Raw genomic sequence first — 20289 nt, forward strand, 5'->3', positions numbered from 1 at the left:
TCATATTGAATACCGTTGCAAACTGTCTATAATAGAAATAATAAGAAAGGTCGTGAAATAATGCATAAAGAAAAAGAAATTGAATTTAAAAACTTGCTCACGAAAGAAGAATTTAATCAATTATTAACTCATTTTCAATTAACTCAAAAAGATTTCTTTACACAAACAAACTATTATTTTGACACACCAAATAACTATTTTAAAGAAAAAAAAATGGGCTTTCGTTTGCGAGTATTACCAAATAGAAATGAATTAACACTAAAAATTCCAGAACAAGAGCATATTATGCATGAAACAACTCAACTTGTAACCGATATAGAAAGAGATGCGATCATACATAATCTTAAGTTCCCTTCTGTTTCCTTTCTCGAACAAACGGAAGAAAAAGGACCTCTCATCTGTATCGGTAGTATGAAAACAAAACGTGCCCAATTATCATTTGACAATGGTATGTTATTTTTTGATCACTCCATTTATAGTAATACAGAAGATTTTGAGTTAGAATATGAGTGTAACGATGTCGAAAATGGGAAAATGGTTTTTTCGCATTTATTAGATACCTATAAAATTCCCGTAAGACATACCGATAAAAAAATCGCACGACTTGTAAACTATAATAATTCGTTGAAAGGTTGATACCAAGTGGATATTCAATCATTGAAAACACTAATGGAAATAAATGCAATGCAAACTTTAGGATCGTTGCAAAGCTCTCCAAGTAACTCTAATAACTCTTCTTTGTTCTCAGAGTTACTTGGAGAAGTACTCCATGTTAATGAAGATTCGTCTTCTTTGTATAATGAGTCTTCCCTAATTTACAGTGGAAACTCACCAGTATTCATTCCATCGAATATAAATTTTCAAAATGGAAGTTTTACAAATGCTATTACTTCTTTTTCATCTAAAACAGGATTATCTTCTAATTATGATGAGATTATTCAAAGAGCATCAGAAAAGTTCAACTTACCAGAAAAGCTAATTTCGTCAGTCATAAAGCAAGAGTCTGGCTTTAATGCTTCTGCTATTAGTACAGCTGGTGCATCGGGATTAATGCAGATTATGCCTGGTACTGCGAAATATTTAGGTATTAACAATATTTTTGACCCAGAAGAAAACATTATGGGTGGAGCAAAGTATTTACGACAAATGCTAAATCAATTCGATGGTAATATTGAAACAGCACTAGCTGCTTACAATGCTGGACCAGGTGCTGTCAAAAAATATGACGGTATCCCACCATACAAAGAAACACAAGATTACGTACGAAAAGTAATGAATTACTTTCAAGCATAAGAATTACTAGGAAACAATATTCAAGCGGCCATTAAACTGGTCGTTTTTTGCTCTAATTTTGAAGCCAGTCTAATTGTTTGAGATATTCGAAGTGGATTGATAGAATGGAAATAGAGCTAAGCAAAGGAGTAACTAACATGACAGAGAAACCAATACTTCCTTATGATGAAATCGGTGCTGAAAAATTATCAGAGCTAGTCGATACATTTTATAGAAATGTAGCAGAACATCCTAAGCTGAAGCCAATTTTTCCAGAAGATTTAACAGAGACTGCTAGAAAACAAAAACAGTTTCTAACACAATATCTTGGTGGCCCCAATTTGTTTACGGAAGAGCATGGACATCCAATGATGAAAATGCGACATTCACGATTTCCTATTACTCCTGAACGTGCTGAAGCATGGCTAGAATGCATGAGTGATGCAATGGACGAAACAGGTATCGAAGGGAAATTCCGTCATGATTTTTATAGAAGACTTGTTCTTACTGCCAACCACATGGTCAATCAAATGAGTCATGAGGAGGAAATGATGTGACAAGAGTACAAATTCCGACTGAAACAATTGCTTCTCCTTTAGTAAACAAGCCCATTGAAATGTATATTTTTCTTGATCCTCTTTGTTCAGCTTGTTGGGATTTGCAACCGATCATTCGGAAGTTGCAAGTGGAATATGGACAGTATTTTACAGTTCGTACAGTACTTAGCACGCAACTAAGTAACTTAAATACTGTATGTACAAAGCCAAATGAACACCTGGTAAAAAGTAATGGTGACTATTTAGACATGGAGCACCCTGTATTTCCATCTATTGCGGTTAAAGCTGCAGAGTTTCAAGGAAAAAAAGCTGCTCTTCGTTTTTTCAATAAAATACAAGAACATTTATTTTTGAAAACCAAAAATGTAACATCTTTTTCTGTACTTCAAGAACTTGCTATTGAAGTAAATATTGATGTACAGGAGTTTAGTAATGACTTTCGTTCAAAAGAATGTGCCCGTTCATTCCAAAGTGACTTAAATATAACGTGTGAAATGGAAGTAACTTCTTTTCCAAGTATCGTTTTCTTCAACGAAAATATTGAAGATGAAGGTATTAAAGTATCCGGCATTTATCCATATGAAATTTATGTACAAATATTAAACGAAATGCTCTATGAAGAGCCGCATAAACAGCAACCACCATCCCTAGAAAAGCTTTTTGAGCGATTCTATTCATTAACGACAAGTGAGATAGCTTGCTATTATAATATTTCAGAACCCCAAGCAGAAAGAGAGTTAAAAAAGCGCTTATTACTTCAACAAGTTGATAGACTTGTTTTACAAGATACAGTATTGTGGCGATTAAAATAAAGATTGAATATAAAGCAGTCTATCTCTATGAGTTTAAATATTCCTAGTGGTAGGCTGCTAATCTTTTACTTGAATAGGATAAGATTTCTATTTAAAGTGACTTAATCAAAAAGAAAAATGCCCTATCCTCCATGAGGATAGGGCATTTTCTTTTTACAAAGGGGATGGGAGAAATGTTCACGTTCAAACAAAGGGGTGTATGTTATCTTGTGATTTATTTCACACTCTTACTTTATCATGCCGGAATAAATAATACAATATATTAGATACTCTTTTCACAAAATCGTCATACATAAGACGTCTAACCTATTTTGTTCATCCATTCCTATTAGTTATTATTTTACAAGATAATTTGTTTAAACCTAAAATGCACATTTTATTTTGATTTCTAAACAAAAAAGGTAATCCTTAAGTCGTTGTACACGATTTAATGGATTACCCCTTTTTGAAATTATTGTGCAGAAAGCAATTGTTCTAACTCGTTTAATTTTTCTTCGAATACTCGACAGGCTTCTTCTATTGGAGCAGCTGTGTTCATGTCCACTCCAGCTTTTTTCAACACTTCGATTGGATAGTCTGAGCATCCAGCTTTTAAAAATTCATTAATATAACGTTCTACTGCTGGCTTACCTTCAGTCAGAATTTGATTGCTAAGAGCTGTTGCAGCACTTAACCCAGTAGCATATTGATACACATAATAATTGTAGTAGAAATGTGGAATTCTCGCCCATTCTAATCCAATTTGCTCATCAATAACAATCTCATCGCCAAAGTATTTTTTATTTAAATCATAGTACACTTCTGTTAGTTTATCCGCTGTCAATGCTTCCCCATCTTGGTCTAACTGATGGATAATATGTTCAAATTCAGCAAACATCGTTTGACGGAATACAGTGCCACGGAATCCTTCTAACCAATGATTTAATAAATATATACGCTTCTTAGGATCTTCAATTGTTTTTAATAGGTAATCATTTAGCAATGCTTCATTACATGTTGATGCCACCTCTGCGACGAAAATTGAGTAATCACCATATACATAAGGTTGATTTGCACGAGTATAGTAACTATGAATACTATGACCAAATTCATGCGCAAGAGTAAAAAGATTATTTACGTTATCTTGCCAGTTCATCAAAATATATGGATTCGTTCCATACGTTCCAGATGAATAAGCCCCTGAACGTTTACCTTTCGTTTCTACAACATCTACCCATCGATCTTCCAAACCTTGTTTTACGATTGATACGTATTCTTCACCAAGTGGAGCAAAGCTTTTTAACATCGTTTCACATGCTTCTTCATACGTATACTCTATATCGATTTCTTTAACTAAAGGTGTATATAAATCCCACATATGAAGTTCATCTAGACCAAGGACTTTTTTACGTAATCCTACGTATTTATGAAGTAGGTGTACGTTTTTATTAACTGTTCCTACTAAATTATCATAAACACTTTCAGGTATATGATTTTGGGACATAGCTGCTTCACGAGCAGTTTTATAGTTGCGAATTTTAGCATTCACATTATCAGCTTTTACATTACCTGTTAAAGTTGATGCAAATGTATTACGGAACTTACCGTACGTATCGTACATCGCTTTAAATGCATCCTCACGGACTCTCCCGTCTTTACTCTCTAAAAAGCGCGAATATCTTCCGTGTGTTAATTGTACTTCGTTTCCATTTTCGTCTTTAATGGATGGAAATTCTAGATCCGCATTGTTCAACTTTCCAAATGTATCGGATGATGCACCAGCAATTTCTGAAAACTGTGCAAGTAAAGCTTCCTGTTCTTGAGGTAACACATGAGGTCGTTCCTTATTGATTTCTTTTAATAATTGACTATAAACTTTCAATTCTTGGTTATCATTTAAATAAGAAGAAATAACCGCCTCGTCAACTGATAATATTTCTGGAACTAAAAAAGATAATTCCGTAGAAACTTTCACATAGAGTGATTTGATACGACTTTCCATCGCTTGGTATATACTGTTTGCAGTGTCTTGATCGTGACGCATATGTGCATACGTATAAAGTTTACGCAACCGACTAGTAAGTTCATCTCGATACGTTAATACTGCTAATAGAGCATTTGCACCGCTTCCAACTGTCCCTTGATAGGAAGCAGCTTTTTTAGACAGCTCCGATACTTCTTTAAATTCTTGCTCCCACGCTTCATTTGAAGAAAAAATATCTTCTAATCTCCATGTTAATTGCTCTTCTACTTCTTCTCGTGATAAAATTTTATTTTTCGCTTCTGCAGTCAAGATGAGCTCTCCTTCCAATTCCTTCGTAATTCGAATCACTCCTTATTTTCTCAATTTTCTAGTCAATTTGCAAGGAAATCAACGTAGAGTAAATGATTCATTTTAGGGATATCTATTTTACTCAATTGAATAGATGAATTAGATTTTTCAATACATCGTTGTAATAGCTGAATATATATCTTTATAGCTTCAAACATTCTATTATTACTTCCTTTTCCAATTGGTCTATTTTGAAGAAAAGATTCGCAATGGAAATCAGTCACTTGGTCGATTGAGACATGCATAATATTTAAATAATCGATCAATTGAATTTGCCATTCTATGGCATGTACATGAAATGCTTCCGCAAATGAAGTAGGAATTCCAATAAACAACGGGAGATTTCGAGGAAGTACTTGCCACCGATAGCATACTTGTAAAAAGGGAGATTGTATTCCTTTTCTATTGTAGATATAGATATTATTTAAATGTTTCATTCGTTGTTGTTTATAAAGTCTTAAATAAATTAGATACTCTTCAAAAGTTAAACGCTTTAATAATGCAAAAGGCCAAGATTGCTTTTCCAGTGATAAACTTTTGGATTTAACTATATATGTGTTAGTTTTAATGTGCATTAAGTTAGAAAGATAATGAAAATGTTTAGCTTGGGGACAGTAGGTAATAATTGTATTACCATAGGTGGAATGTCTACTGATGAATTGTTTTCTAAATGCAGATAGCTGCATCATTCCTATTTCTTGAGTTGGGAGCTCGTATTTAGGAGGTTTTCTAAGTATCCAAAGTGGGATTATTTGCTCGTTTTGATAACCTAACTTTCGTTTTTGAATAGTAGATACAAGTACTGGGCTACATTGAAATTCGATTGCAAAGTTTGTTTTATCACACTGTACTAAAATATCTGGTCTTTGTTTAATTGTTGGAATGAATGGCTCCAATTGAGCTTGTACTTTCAACCGTTGAAAAAAAGAGTACAGTTGAAGCTTGCCATAGTGATGATCTTCACTTTCACCTTCCGAAAAGGATTCCGAGCAGCTGGAATTTTGCTTATGAGCAAAATGCGGGATATTAATCATTCCATTTTTCAATATAACTTCTTCCTGACATTGCATACAAAGGAAAGAGTTCTTATTTCTTAATTCCTTTAATTGCTCATTAGAATAATTGGCAGTAATAATGATTTTACCTTGTTTTGTAATAGCTGTGAGTATTACCATCACCTCCTATTCTAAATGTACGAATATTCGCTAAAATAATCAAGTATTAATAACAAACTTAATACTAAATGCAAAAAAATCAATGAATCTTCGCATAACATTGTCCTTGTTTCAATTCTTAGAGGAAAAAGCCGTGAGATTCCTGCGGAAAAACGGAGCAGCAAGACCCATCACGATCGTAACGAGGGCACTGAAAAATTCTCTATAATTCAACTTTGACAGATCTGGTTGTCCGATAGTTCAATTAATAAGAAAATCGTTGAAACAGCTCCCTTTCCGCGGGCGTTGCCTCAGCCTCCTCGCTTCGAGGCCACTGAAAAACTCAAAATTATTATTTTTATAGGAACTATTTGCTGTATATCATCAAAGAATTTAACGCGACGCATGAGACTCCTGCGGGAAAGCGAGACAGACGAGACCCCGCACGAAGCGAAGCGTAGGAGGAGGCTCGTCGCTCGCCCGCGGAAAGCGAATGCCAAAGCGCTAAATTCTCTTAGGACTATTTGATAGATAATTTATATGAATGACACTTTTTCAGTGTCCTCAGCGTAGCAAGGAGGCTTGGCGATTCGTCCTCGGAAAGCGAGTAGCTTTTTCCGGACTCATTTAGTCTTCGTTCTATTTATATAAAAAAGAGGTAAACAACTCTAACTAATCACGTTCATTTTGGCTGCTTTTTGGACATCTCGGATAGCACTCCTAGAATCTATACGAAGGAGAAAGCTGCGAGACTCCTGCGGAAAGCGAGTGTCTATTACCGGACTAAAATAATCCTATTTATATTTTAGAAGAAAAAAGACTGTAGGCACACTCGATTTTATCGAGTTTGTCGACAGTCTGAAACCTTCTTTTCACAGAAGGTTTAAAAGAATTTATTGAGTTCCTTGAATACATCGTTTGTTATTATTTCTTTTCCGTATTCTTGAATAATATGAATAGTCGTTGATGTACGACTAGCAAATTCTGAAATTACACTTAATGTATCTAGGATTGATATTATTTCGTTCACTTCTAAGTTGAAATGGACATGCAAATAGTACTTCTCCTCATAATGATACAAAGATGTTTGTAAAATCGTCGTATTTAATTTTTTTGCAAGTGGAAGTAAATCATCAAAGTGGTCAAATACAAATGTATACTCTAATGGTAATTCCTCCATATCATCTAGATAGCTTGGAAAATCTTCAAATTCATGTGGTCCTATAGAACTCGTAGCCCCATTTTTAAAAATTTTGTTTGAATGGTCTTCTATTTCAAAACTTGACTCTGACCGATCATCGCCTTTTGTCATTTCCGTTCGAGTGACAATCACTTCCAAACCTTTTTCCATCGCATGAACTTGTATCCACAACGGTCCATCTAAATCGTCAAAATGGTCATCATCATGAACCTCATCCATCATCTCCCAAAAAAGCTGCTCGCTCTTATCTTTGTTAAACCAAATTTCATCTCGGCTGAAGCCTCTTTCTTCAATGTCGATGTATGAAATGTATACTTTGAAAGTGTTATCATTGATACGCTCGATATCCATTTAACACATCTCCTTTCGCTTCCTACCGTTTCATATAGTGCAATGTCTACTACTATTGTATGTTGTTTAATAAAAAAAGAAAAGGATTCGTGCTTATCTTTTCGGAATAATAACGACCAGACTATAAGCATTTTAAGAAAATTTAAGTAACTATGCAAGTAATAAAATAAGAGCTGAATGTTTTTCAAAAATTTCTTTGAAAACAATCAGCTCTTAATGTATTAGTTAACCATACGTTGTGCTTCGAGTAGCTGATAAGCACGTACTTTTCTTGGTAAAAATCTTCGAATTTCATCTTCGTTATATCCAACTTGTAGACGTTTTTCATCCAAAATAATTGGTCGTCGTAATAATCCAGGATACTCTTGGATTAGCTCATATAGTCGTTGAAGTGGTAAGCTCTCCACATCAACATTTAATTTTTGAAAAATTTTCGAACGAGTGGAGATGATTTCGTCTGTACCGTCTTCTGTCATTCGTAATATTTCTTTTATTTCACTAATGCTCAGCGGTTCTGAAAAAATATTTCGTTCTGTATATGGAATATCATGCTCTTCCAACCATGCTTTTGCTTTTCTACAAGAAGTACAGCTTGGTGAAGTAAATAGTGTGACCATCAATAAAAACACTCCCTCTCAATTGGTTGTTGTGTTATATGAAGTAGATTATAATTAGTTTAATGTAATACTTTACTTTTTAAGTATACACCAATTTTTAGTTAATTAAAATATGTTTAGAAGAAAAAATTTACTATTTGATGAATCTGACACAATTTCGTTGAATATACAAGTAAGCTTATAGTATGTACCTAAAAATTATATACACTATTTTTATACCCATCTCTTTTCTATTTTAAACATCTAATACAAAAAATAAATTTACTATTCTCAATTAGTAAGTACAAATTGAAAATGGCTGTTATACTAAATAATACGTTTTTCATGAAATAAGGTTTCAAAAATAATAAAAAAATTGCTGACTAATCATTTCTAGAGTGTTTTGGAATGTACAAATGCATCAACATTACTTTGGAAATCCTTGTGAAACGGATGTTTTGTCCGGCACCATCCATACAATTATCGAAAAGATGGTAGGGACGTGACTAAGTCAAGTCCCTACCATTCAAAAATCCTAATGAAGGTGTTGAAGTCGTCCTGTACAAAGCAATCCGAAAACGCCAAGGAAAAAAAGTAGTGGAACTGATACTTTCTTTTGCGTCGAGCTTACGCATGAGTAAACGGTCTTCTGCGACGAGCTTGCGCAGGGACAACAGCTGTTATCGTTTAATCTTAGAATCGTTTGTAGGGTGTACAGTTTTTATAATTTTAAAACATAAAAAAGACATAAGATTTTATATCTTATGTCTTTTAGCTATACTTGTATACTAAAAAATGTCCTACTTTCTTGCATGGCTTGTCTTAGAAGAAATATCTATAACTTAAGGTGTATAGTCCACGCCTGCAGAATACTTGTTACCTGCATTCCATAGTAAATATTCCATTATACCTGCTTCGTTTAATGCTTTTATTTGTGCTTCTACTTCTTCTTTACCATATGTTTGATAGTTTCCTGCTCCAAGGTAGGATGCTGTGAAGTCTTGAATCCATGGTCGTGAAACCGGCCGATTTTTAAGCTCACCTAGCTTAGCATTTTCAACTTTTGCATATTCTTGAACTAGACGGTATGGTTCTAAATCAGGCTTAGCAATACCAAAATAAGAAGTCCAATGACTTGGATATATCATAGAAGAAATAACGTCAACATTTTCAGATATCTTTGAAAAGTTTTGTCCAATACCAGGAGCCTCTGGTAATGTAGCTGAATAACCAAAAATATCAACGGATACTTGAACTCCATATGGTTTTAATTTCTCTCTAGCATAAGCAACAAAGTCTGTAACAGCTTCTACACGTCGTTGCACAGAGTCAAGCTCGGAATTTTCGTATTTCCCCATAGAGTATTTTAAAGTGCCATCTCTTTTCTCAAATCCTTCTGGGAAACGAACATAGTCAAATTGAATCTCTTTAAAGCCCATCTTTGCTGCTTCAATTGCAATTTCTACATTATGATCCCAAACCTCTTGCATAAACGGATTAACAAACGCTTCGCCACGTCTATTTTTCCATACAGAAGTTCCTTCTACAAACGACAATTCTGGCTTTCGTTCTGCAAGCTCTGTATCTTTAAATACAACGATACGAGCAATTGGATAAATTTGTTTTTCTGCCATCACTTCAAGTACTGCACGTGGATTTTTTATGTATGGTTTTCCAATGTCATACTTTGCAAGAGTTGAATCCTCTTTCGGTATATATGTTAAGTTACCAAAATCATCTTTTATATCGATGACCATTGCATTTAACTCTGTTGAATCCATTAATTTTAATAAATCATTAAACCTGGATCCCCCCGCAGAATGACCTGTTACATATACGCCTCTTACTGCATCTGGATATTCAAAAGTTAGTCCCGAGTCGTATATGAATAATTTAGAGGACGAAATGATAGATTCATCGATTGACTCAAAACTATATTCTTTCGATGAAAAGTTCTTAGAGAACAAATTTACTTCAGCGGAAGCAGAAGTAGGAATCGATATGGATGTAGCTATGCTAAATGCAGCAAACCATTTAAGTGAATTCTTCATAATAGTTCGTCCTTTCTACTTTTCTTCATTCTATCAATTGTGTCATATGAAAGAAAGGGTAATTCGACTAAAAAAAGGTCATTCTAAGAAGAATGACCATATTTTTAGACACGAGCACTAGAAACTGCTTTCAGTGCTACATATTCTTTTTCTGAGCAATAAACAAAGTGTCCAGGAGTAATTTCACGCATAGTTACTTCTTCCCCGTCCTGGTAATTATGAACAGAAGGATCATAAGATTTACGAACACGAGTACGTTCATAATTTGGATCTGGAAGCGGAATTGCAGATAATAACGACTGCGTATAAGGATGTAATGGATTGTTGTATAAATCTTCAGCAGGAGCAAGCTCTACAAGCTTACCAAAATACATTACACCAATTCGGTCAGAAATGTATTTCACCATTGATAAATCATGGGCAATGAATAAATACGTTAGTCCTTTTTCCTTTTGTAATTCCTTTAACAAGTTTACTACTTGAGCTTGAATAGAAACGTCCAAAGCTGAGATTGGCTCATCAGCAATGATAAATTCAGGATTTACTGCAAGTGCTCTAGCAATTCCCAAACGCTGACGCTGACCACCAGAAAATTCATGAGCATATCGATCCGCATGTTCACGATTCAAACCAACTGTCTCTAATAGTTCTACAACTCGCTCTTTACGTTCTTTAGGATTTTTCACTAGTCCGTGAATATCTAATCCTTCTGCAATGATATCTAACACTTTCATACGCGGATTAAGAGATGCATATGGATCTTGGAAAATCATTTGCATTTTTTGGTTAAATGTTTTCAAATCTTTTTTAGATTTTTTATCATGAACATTTACACCATCATAGATAACTTCACCATCAGTAGCATCATATAGGCGGATAATCGTACGGCCAGTTGTTGATTTACCACATCCAGACTCTCCAACAAGTCCTAATGTTTCACCTTTATAAATGTCAAAGCTTACATCATCTACTGCACGAACTTCGTTTGGCTTACCTTGATTGAAATATTGCTTCAAATTTTTAATTTCTAGTAATTTTTCAGCCATTAGTAAGCACCTCCTTCAGTTCCTTCATAATATCTACTTCCTGGATACTTTTTCATTCGCTCAACAATCGCAACCGGAGGTTCTACTTGTGGAGCATTTGGATGTAATAACCAAGTTGCTGCATAATGCGTATCACTTATTTTAAAGAAAGGTGGTGCTTCCTCTAAATCGATTTTTAATGCATAATCACTACGCAGTGCAAATGCATCTCCTTTTGGAGGATGCAATAAATCCGGTGGAGTACCTGGAATTGCATATAGTTTTTCTTCCGCTGTATCTAATGACGGCATTGAACTTAATAATCCCCAAGTATATGGATGTTGTGGATTATAGAAAATTTCATCTACAGTACCTATCTCTACAATACGCCCTCCATACATTACTGCTACTCTGTCAGCAACGTTTGCAACTACACCTAAATCATGAGTAATAAAGATAATTGAAGTATCAATTTTTTTCTGTAAATCCTTCATTAACTCTAAAATTTGTGCTTGAATCGTTACATCTAGTGCAGTTGTTGGCTCATCCGCAATTAGAATTTGTGGATTACAAGCTAGTGCGATTGCAATAACGATACGTTGACGTTGTCCACCAGAGAACTGATGCGGATATTGCTTCATACGCGCTTCTGGTTTCGGCATTCCAACTAAACGTAATAAATCGATCGACACTTTACGTGCTTCTGATTTACTAACTTTTCGGTGCTTTAATATAGGCTCCATAATTTGTTTACCTATTGGCATTGTTGGATTTAAAGAAGTCATTGGATCTTGGAAAATCATCGATATATCTTTCCCACGAATCTTCTGCATTTCTTTATCCGTTAATTTCGTTAAATCTTTTCCATTGAAAAGAATTTCACCATTTTTAAACTCTGAACTATGCTCAGGTAATAATCGCATAATAGACTTTGTCGTAACAGACTTACCAGAACCAGACTCTCCAACTATTGCAAGGGTTTCTCCTTTTAACAAGTCAAAATTAACGCCGCGAATAGCTTTAACTTCTCCTGCAAATGTATGGAAGGAAAGCTCTAGGTCTTTAACTTCTAATATTTTTTCCATCTTCGCTTTCCTCCTATTAGTCTTTCATTTTCGGATCAAGTGCATCACGCAAACCATCACCAAGCAAGTTAAATGCAATCATCAATAAACTTAAAATAAGAGACGGATACAATAAAATATGTGGTTGGAATTGAAGAACTTTATTGCCATCATTAATAAGAGTACCAAGAGATGCAGCAGGTGGTTGTAAACCTAACCCGATAAAACTTAAAAAGGCTTCAAAGAAAATCGCTCCAGGTATCGTGAACATTGTGTTAATAATAATTATCCCTAAAATATTTGGTAAAATATGCTTCGAAATAATTCGACCATTGCTAGCCCCTAAAGTACGAGAAGCAAGCACAAACTCTTGGTTTTTATATTTCAGTACTTGGGCACGTACTACTCGTGACATACCGATCCACCCAGTTATCGTAATGGCGATAATAATCGCGGTTACCCCAGGCTCCATAAAAAGTATCATTAATATTACGATTACTAATGTTGGAATTCCAATTAGAATTTCTACTATTCGCTGCATTATATCATCCACGCGACCACCGTAGTATCCTGAAATACCTCCGTATGCAACACCTATAACCATATCGATTAGAGCTGCAGCAAATGCAATAAATAACGAAACTTGTGTACCTTTCCAAACTCGAGAGAACATGTCTCGTCCAAGTCCATCCGTCCCAAACCAATAATAAGTATCTACTTTTTTCAACTCATATAAATCTACTTCTTTACCTGCGAGAGTTCCATATCCATCCATTATTCCAAGCTTTTCGAGACCAGGAACTTTTGGTGGTAAGTTAGCATGAGTTAGCGTTTGAGTTTCTGCATCATGTGGACTAATCATAGGTCCAACAAAGGACATGATGATGATAAATAATAGTATGAACATACTAACGATAGCAGCTTTGTTTTTACGAATTCGTAACCAAGCGTCTTGCCAAAAACTTAGACTAGGTTTCGTAATTCTTTCGGCTTGACTACTATCAATATGAACTCTTTCAAAAGAATCAGCAGGTATTTTTTGTATATCTTGACTCATTAATTATTACCTCCTGATAAGCGGATACGCGGGTCAATAATTCCATAAAGAATATCAACTACGAATATTACGACAATTAAGAATGCAGAGAAGAACAATGTTGTACCCATGATAATAGAGTAATCATTCGACATAATTGACTTAACAAATTGTTCCCCAATTCCTGGGATTGCAAATATTTGTTCAATTACAAGCGAACCTGTAAGTAATCCAGCTGCTAAAGGTCCTAAAACAGTTACTAGAGGAATTAATGCATTACGGAAAGCATGCTTAAATGCGACTTCAAATCCGCTAGCACCTTTGGATTTTGCTAATGTAATATAATCCGAACTTAGTACTTCAACCATTTCCGTACGAATAAAACGAGAAGCTGTAGCAAGTGGCCCCATTGCCAAAGCGATTGAAGGCATTACACTAGACAGCCAGCCGTCCTTCCATAACGCTACAGGGAGTATTCCCCATTTAACACCGAGCCAGTATTGAAGGAAAGTTGCAAAAACGAAAGATGGAATCGAGATACCAACGATAGCTATTAATGTACTACCGTAATCCCAAATAGTATTTTGTCGTAACGCAGCAATCATTCCTAACATTATTCCAATCGTCACACCAAGTATTAATCCTTGAGACCCAAGAATAAAAGATGGTCCTAAGCGTTTTACAATTAATTCTGTAACGCTTGCGTTTTTAAATTGGAACGAGTTACCTAAATCACCTTTTGCTAAGTTTAACATATACTTACCATATTGAACTGGTACAGGTTCATCTAATCCATATTTCGCTTCTACTATCGCAAGTTGTGAAGGGGATAGTTTTGAAGCAGAGCTAATCGGGGATCCTGGAAGCGCCTTCATTAAGAAGAACGTTGCCGTTGCAATCAAGAAAAAAGTAATAAACATGTAAATTACACGTCGAGTAATATATTTTGCCATCTTTGCACCTCCTACATAAAATTATTAAACTAATATTATATTAATCTATTATCTATCTAAACAGATAAACATAGTTTTTGTCAAAATGAAATGATTTATAATAATATTTAGTGAATTCTGATTCATTTAAAAAGAGAGTATATGGCCCAATAGGATTCCATATACTCTCTAACTATGAGATTTTAAGAGATTAAGAATCTAAACGATTCTTAGTTTTTCCCTTCGATGTAAGCCCATTTGTAGCTGTAATCCCCACCGAATGGGTGAGAAACAACACCTTTAACATATGGTTTTACTAAGAACATTAAACCACGTTGATAGATTGGTGCAATTGCAAAATCTTGTTCAATGATAATTTTTTCTGCTTTTGCCATTGCTTCCCAACGTGCAACAGGATCAAGTGCTAATTTACCATTAATATCTTTTAATAGTTGATCATACTCAGGGTTTGAGTAAGACATTTGGTTATTACCGCCGCCAGTTTCCCATAAGCTTAAGAAAGTATATGGATCTTGGAAGTCAGGACCCCATCCAGCTACTTGGATGTCATAATCTTGGCTTGTATCAAGTTCAAGACGAACAGAGAATGGTACTTCTTTAAGAGTAATTTTTAAGCCTTTTAAGTTTGTTTCTAATTGAGATTTTAGGTATTCATCCATTTTTTTAGAAAGGTCAGAGTCTCCTCCAAGGATTTCTAAAGTAAGTTCAGTAACACCTAGTTCTTTTAGACCTTTTTCCCATGCAGCTTGAGCTTCTTCAACGTTAAAAGTAGACATATCTCCATTTACATCACGGAAGTCGTTTCCATCTTCATCAAATGTGAAATCTTTTGGAATCATGTAGTTAGCAGGCATAGAACCATTAGCTAAAACTACAGAAGCTAAATCATCCTTATTAAATGCTTTTGAAATAGCTTCACGAATATTTTTGTTTGCTAAAGGTGATTTTTTACCAACACGTTCTTGGTTAAATTTGAACCAGAAAATTGATGTATCTGCCTCAGTTAAAAGTTCTGGATCATTTGCATATTGCATTGCATATTCACCAGTAAGACCAGCACGGTCTTTTTCACCGTTTGTATATAAGTTTACAGATGTTGCAGTTTCTTTTACTACGTCATAATTGATTTGAGTAAGTTTTACAGTATCTTTATCCCAATACTGATCGTTTTTAACTAATTGCCAAGTTAAACCTGTTCCATCCCAACCTTTAAGTGTGAATGGTCCGTTGTATAACAATGCTTCAGAATTTTTCGCATAGTTTTCACCTTGCGCTGTAACGAATTCTTCTTTTAATGGTAAGAATGTTCCGAATGACATTAATGATAAGAAGTAAGGAATTGGTTTTTCAAGTGTTACTTCTAATGTTTTTTCGTCAAGTGCTTTAACACCTAATTCAGTGTATTCAACAGTACCTTCAGAAATTGCAGTAGCGTTTTTAATAACACCAGACATCATGTATGGACCGTATTCAGATGCAGTATCTGGGTTCATAGCACGTTTCCAAGCATATTCAAAATCATTTGCAGTTACAGGAGAACCGTCTGACCAGTTAGCATCACGAAGTTTGAACGTGTAAACAAGTCCGTCTTCTGAAATTGTTGGTTCACCATCAGAGATTGCAGGAACAGCAACGTTTTCTTGATTCAAGCGGTATAAACCTTCGTTTGTGTTGTTCAGAATGTCAAAACCTACTGCGTCTGTTACTAAAGATGAATCAAGAGTTGGAATTTCCGCACTCATGTTCAAGTTTAATACTTGTTCTTCGTCAGCTGCTACTTCTTCAGCCGGTGTTGTAGTTTCTTCTTTTTCTTTTTCGTCTGTAGTTGTTTTTGAACCTTCTTCTTTACCGCCACAAGCAGCAAGGAAAAGACCTACAACTAGCAGAAGGCTAAAAAGCCATAAAAACTTTTTATTCTTCAAAATAATAACCTCCTTAAATATTCAGAAAAATTCATTACAATAATTATTATACATTTTACTTTTAACTTGTACAGGTTTTTTTATAATATTTTTACAATTGCGTAACAAAATCATTACATTGTCCTAACAATTGAGAATGTTTGGTAAATATTTTATAGGTTTATTTCATTTATTTTCCTAAAGTTTTGATTATTTAAAAGAAATCTTCTATAATAAAATTTGATTGAGGTGAAATATGAAGAAAAAATTAATTTACTTTTTTGGGTTACAATTACTAGTTTTCGTACTAATGTTCTTATTTCATGGAAATTCCACACTAGTTTCTTATGTGAATATATCCTTTTATGTTGGAGGAACAATTACTTTTTTAGGATTATTGACTTATGTAGTATCTGGTGGATTTTTTGATTTTTTTACGGAAAGTACAAGAAAAGTTTTTACTCCGAAGCATATGAAAGAGGAAGCAAAGAAAATGCGTTTGCCTTCTGAAGTTTTTTCTTTTCCTTATAAGCCAATTATTGCGTTAGGATTGTCTTGTTTGTTCTGTATGTGTATCGCTTTATTTGTTTATTATAGTTAGGTTTTCAGTCTTGATTTTTGAGTTTCTTCTATAATATAATGTTCAAAACAATATAGCTAAGCGATGACGAAGAAAAGTACATTTGAATCGTATGATTAGAGAGTCTGTGGTAGGTGCAAACAGAACATACAGCAAATGGAATGGGCTTCAGAGCCGTATATGTGAACTTATAGTAGCATATACCGTATCCTTCACGTTACGAAGTCAAAGTGGCTAAATACATATTTTAGCAAGCCGGGTGGTACCACGGATTTAACATCATTCGTCCCTTTTTAGGGATGCGTGATGTTTTTTTTATTTATAAAGGAGGAAAAGTAGTGAAAACATTATTTTCAGGCGTTCAGCCAACAGGCACCATTACTTTAGGTAATTATATTGGTGCATTCAGACAGTTTATTGCACTTCAAGATGACAATGAGTGTGTATTTTGCATCGTAGATCAGCATGCAATAACAGTGCCGCAAGATCCAGAAGAATTACGTAAACATATTCGTTCTCTTGCAGCCTTATATCTCGCAGTAGGTATTGATCCGGAAAAATCTACATTATTTATTCAATCGGAAGTTCCTGCTCATGCTCAAGCAGGTTGGATTATGCAATGTATTTCCCATATCGGTGAATTAGAAAGAATGACGCAATTTAAAGATAAATCAGATGGAAAGGATGGTGTTTCTGCTGGGCTCTTAACATATCCTCCTTTAATGGCCGCAGATATTTTACTTTATCAAACAGATATCGTTCCTGTTGGAGATGACCAAAAACAACATGTTGAACTAACTCGTGATCTAGCTGAAAGGTTCAACAAACGTTATGGTGAAGTGCTTACGATTCCAGAGATACAGTTACCGAAAAATGGTGCACGTATTAAATCCCTTCAAGATCCATTAAAGAAAATGAGCAAATCAGATCCAAACCAAAAAGCAACTATACGTATTTTAGATACACCTAAAGAAATTGAAAAGAAAATTAAAAGCTCTGTTACCGATTCAGAAGGTATCGTTGCATTTGATCCAGAAAATAAACCAGGTGTGTCAAATTTGTTATCCATTGAGTCAGCCTTAACAAATGTATCGATCGAAGCACTTGTACAAAAATATGAAGGCAAAGGCTATGGCGATTTTAAATCATCCGTTGCACAAGTAATAATAGAACATTTCGCTCCTATCCAAGCTCGTTATGAGCAACTATTGCATTCTACAGAGCTTGACGATATTTTAGATAGAGGAGCAGAAAAAGCAAATACTCTCGCTCAAGCTACTTTAACTAAGATGGAATCCGCAATGGGCCTTGGAAGAAGACGATAACCGTCAAAGAAATGATAGAAAAACAGAAAACGAAAAAATCATTTGATTGTAGTATATAGAGAAGGACAGTGTTCCAAGAGTATCCTAAAGATAGGAAATTCAAATACAAAACTAAGTGAGAACAGCTGACGATTGCTATTCCGTAGCTTATTAGAAATAATAAAAGTCTAATCTATATCACATCCTTCTTAAACCATATGAAAAACCGTTCCTAAACTTTCGTAAAGGAACGGTTTTTACTTAATTATTTAGTAGATTTTGCTGGTGCATCTGCAGTTAATTCTACTTCGTTTAGATCAAACTCTGTATCATAATTTACATCATAGTGTTTTACACGGTCATTAATTGTATATATTGCAGTACGGAATTGAGTTGGGATAACTTGCGCGTTTTCTTCCATATATTCTTGCCACTCACGGAATGCATTTGCACGGAATGCTGGATCGAATGCATCTGGAGAATCAATCGCTGTTAACAAAGCATCTAGCTCAGGTGTTGTAAAGCGACTAAAGTTAAATGCAGCGTTTTTACCATATAATCCTGCTGGAGATGGGTTTGTACCTGTTCCCCATGCTGCCATATAAATATCAATTTCTGGATCATCCACTTCAACTTTATCATAGAAAGTTTGGAATTCGATTAAACGACCTGTTGACAATACAACTTTTAAACCAACATCAGCCCAGTTTTGCATCCAGAATGCAGCCATCTCTTCCGCAATTGCATCACCAGCCATACCAGCCATTTTTATCTCTAATTTTTCACCTTTAGGAGTTTCTCGGAAACCATCTCCGTCTGTATCTTTATATCCAGCTCCATCAAGTATTTCGATTGCTTTGTCTTTATCATAATAATAACCTTTTAAAGACGAATCATAGAATGATTTGAATACTGGTGGTATTAAAGAGTTTGCGCGACTGCGTAGGTTATCATAATAAACTTCATTTACTTGTTCTACATCAAGTGCATAACCCATAGCTTGTCGTAATTTTACATCTCCCATTTTAGCATTTGGATCCATAACAGAGATTCCATTAACTGTATCAAATTTTCCTAATTTAAATCCTAAATAAGAATAAGAAAGCTCTGGTTGAGCTAAAATCGTAATGTTATCAAAATCTTTTACTTCAGGATATTTTGTTGCAGGTAGTGAACCAGCTGTCATATCATATTCGCCAGATTGAATAGCAGCTGCGATAGATGTAGATGGAACTGCTTTCAGCAATACTCCGTCAAGTTTAGCAGGACCTTTCCAGTAATGTTCATTTCGTACAAATTGAACTGATTCTCCTGGAACGATTTTATCAATTTTGAATGCCCCTAAAGTTACAGGATTTTTACGAACCGCATCAGATTCTAAAAGCTGTCCGATTGGAATGTCTTTTAAAATATGGTTTGGTTCTGCATAACTCCATAGTCCATCACCAACTGAGAATATTGCTGGTGATAATTTTTGGAATGAAATTTCTAAAGTTGTTTCATCAATTTTTTTCAATCCTGAAATTGTGTCCGCTTTACCATCATGGTACTCAACTGCCCCAACGATATTTTGGAAATCACCATCATATCGGATACCTTGGTAGTCAGGGTGACCAATGATTAAATACGGTAAAATTAAATCTTCAATTTTAAGAGGTTCTCCGTCTGACCATTTTACTCCTTCACGGATTTTTACGATTGCTTTATTGTTTGCTTGATCTACCTCTAATGTAGCAATTCCTTTATCATTAACTAAAAAGTCACCATCTGTTGCGAAGATTGCATTGCTTGAATATGCCATAATGTCTGCATCATAACCATCTTCATATAAAACCCATGAGAAAATTCCTTGGAAAGGAGAGTCAGTTCCTAGAGCAACTTTTAAAGTTCCACCTTTAATAGCTTCTCCTTCATTGTCAACGATTAGAGGGAACTCTGATGTTTCAGCAGGTTCCTCTGTCTTTTCTTCTGGTTTTTCTTCTTTTTCTTTCTCAGTTTCTTTTGGAGTAGTTTCCGTATTGCCTTCTGAAGAATTTTCACTACCTTTACATGCACCAAGAACTAGCATAAATGCTAAAAGTATTACAAGTAGAGCCCACAGCTTTTTACTCATTCTTTTTC

At 34.8% G+C, this 20289-nt stretch carries 17 protein-coding genes and 1 other annotated feature; of the genes, 6 read left to right on the forward strand and 11 right to left on the reverse strand.

Annotation, left to right across the window (positions count from 1 at the left end):
* The first annotated feature begins 60 nt into the window (after positions 1 to 60).
* From FG384_RS08605 to FG384_RS08620, 4 genes are all read left to right on the forward strand, one after another.
* Positions 61 to 636: a CYTH domain-containing protein gene (locus tag FG384_RS08605; RefSeq protein WP_142642190.1), complete on the forward strand. Its 576-nt coding sequence runs from the start codon at positions 61 to 63 to the stop codon at positions 634 to 636.
* A gap of 6 nt (positions 637 to 642) precedes the next feature.
* Complete coding sequence (locus FG384_RS08610) at positions 643 to 1293, forward strand: lytic transglycosylase domain-containing protein (protein ID WP_142642191.1); 651 nt, start codon at positions 643 to 645, stop codon at positions 1291 to 1293.
* A gap of 137 nt (positions 1294 to 1430) precedes the next feature.
* On the forward strand, positions 1431 to 1829 hold the full coding sequence (locus FG384_RS08615) for a globin domain-containing protein (RefSeq protein ID WP_142642192.1): 399 nt from the start codon (positions 1431 to 1433) through the stop codon (positions 1827 to 1829).
* Complete coding sequence (locus FG384_RS08620; protein ID WP_240793379.1) at positions 1826 to 2641, forward strand: DsbA family protein; 816 nt, start codon at positions 1826 to 1828, stop codon at positions 2639 to 2641. The genes FG384_RS08615 and FG384_RS08620 overlap by 4 nt, the downstream gene beginning before the upstream one ends.
* 451 nt (positions 2642 to 3092) lie before the next feature.
* Here FG384_RS08620 and pepF read toward each other — a convergent pair whose 3' ends face one another.
* From pepF to FG384_RS08670, 10 genes are all read right to left on the reverse strand, one after another.
* A complete protein-coding gene (gene pepF / locus FG384_RS08625) occupies positions 3093 to 4913 on the reverse strand; it encodes an oligoendopeptidase F (RefSeq protein ID WP_142642193.1) in 1821 nt (606 codons plus the stop codon).
* Between the two features lie 62 nt (positions 4914 to 4975).
* Positions 4976 to 6127, reverse strand: coding sequence for a competence protein CoiA (locus FG384_RS08630; protein ID WP_142642194.1), 1152 nt, complete (start codon positions 6125 to 6127; stop codon positions 4976 to 4978).
* 862 nt (positions 6128 to 6989) lie between these two features.
* On the reverse strand, positions 6990 to 7658 hold the full coding sequence (gene mecA / locus FG384_RS08635; RefSeq protein ID WP_142642195.1) for an adaptor protein MecA: 669 nt from the start codon (positions 7656 to 7658) through the stop codon (positions 6990 to 6992).
* Positions 7659 to 7879: 221 nt separating this feature from the next.
* Positions 7880 to 8275, reverse strand: coding sequence for a transcriptional regulator SpxA (gene spxA / locus FG384_RS08640; protein ID WP_142642252.1), 396 nt, complete (start codon positions 8273 to 8275; stop codon positions 7880 to 7882).
* An 821-nt stretch (positions 8276 to 9096) separates the two neighbouring features.
* The gene (locus FG384_RS08645) at positions 9097 to 10305 is read right to left on the reverse strand and encodes a putative glycoside hydrolase (protein WP_142642196.1); all 1209 of its coding nucleotides are present in this window, start codon (positions 10303 to 10305) and stop codon (positions 9097 to 9099) included.
* A gap of 104 nt (positions 10306 to 10409) precedes the next feature.
* Positions 10410 to 11351, reverse strand: coding sequence for an ABC transporter ATP-binding protein (locus tag FG384_RS08650; protein WP_142642197.1), 942 nt, complete (start codon positions 11349 to 11351; stop codon positions 10410 to 10412).
* A complete protein-coding gene (locus tag FG384_RS08655; protein ID WP_142642198.1) occupies positions 11351 to 12415 on the reverse strand; it encodes an ABC transporter ATP-binding protein in 1065 nt (354 codons plus the stop codon). Before FG384_RS08655 ends, FG384_RS08650 begins: the two co-directional genes overlap by 1 nt.
* 16 nt (positions 12416 to 12431) lie before the next feature.
* On the reverse strand, positions 12432 to 13451 hold the full coding sequence (gene opp3C / locus FG384_RS08660) for an oligopeptide ABC transporter permease (RefSeq protein WP_142642199.1): 1020 nt from the start codon (positions 13449 to 13451) through the stop codon (positions 12432 to 12434).
* Complete coding sequence (opp3b, locus tag FG384_RS08665) at positions 13451 to 14383, reverse strand: oligopeptide ABC transporter permease (RefSeq protein ID WP_142642200.1); 933 nt, start codon at positions 14381 to 14383, stop codon at positions 13451 to 13453. Before opp3b ends, opp3C begins: the two co-directional genes overlap by 1 nt.
* 209 nt (positions 14384 to 14592) lie before the next feature.
* The gene (locus tag FG384_RS08670; protein WP_142642201.1) at positions 14593 to 16305 is read right to left on the reverse strand and encodes a peptide ABC transporter substrate-binding protein; all 1713 of its coding nucleotides are present in this window, start codon (positions 16303 to 16305) and stop codon (positions 14593 to 14595) included.
* Between the two features lie 235 nt (positions 16306 to 16540).
* Here FG384_RS08670 and FG384_RS08675 point away from each other — a divergent pair, with 235 nt between their 5' ends.
* Entirely contained in the window at positions 16541 to 16885 is a 345-nt protein-coding gene (locus FG384_RS08675; protein WP_142642202.1) for a DUF3899 domain-containing protein, read from the forward strand.
* Positions 16886 to 16939: 54 nt separating this feature from the next.
* Positions 16940 to 17158: a binding site (T-box leader), on the forward strand.
* A gap of 44 nt (positions 17159 to 17202) precedes the next feature.
* Entirely contained in the window at positions 17203 to 18189 is a 987-nt protein-coding gene (gene trpS / locus FG384_RS08680; protein ID WP_142642203.1) for a tryptophan--tRNA ligase, read from the forward strand.
* A 244-nt stretch (positions 18190 to 18433) separates the two neighbouring features.
* Here the strand turns inward: trpS and FG384_RS08685 are convergent, their stop codons facing one another.
* Complete coding sequence (locus tag FG384_RS08685; RefSeq protein ID WP_142642204.1) at positions 18434 to 20281, reverse strand: oligopeptide ABC transporter substrate-binding protein; 1848 nt, start codon at positions 20279 to 20281, stop codon at positions 18434 to 18436.
* Positions 20282 to 20289 lie beyond the last annotated feature (8 nt).

It is taken from the genome of Psychrobacillus vulpis (genome assembly GCF_006861825.1).
Classification (GTDB): domain Bacteria; phylum Bacillota; class Bacilli; order Bacillales_A; family Planococcaceae; genus Psychrobacillus; species Psychrobacillus vulpis.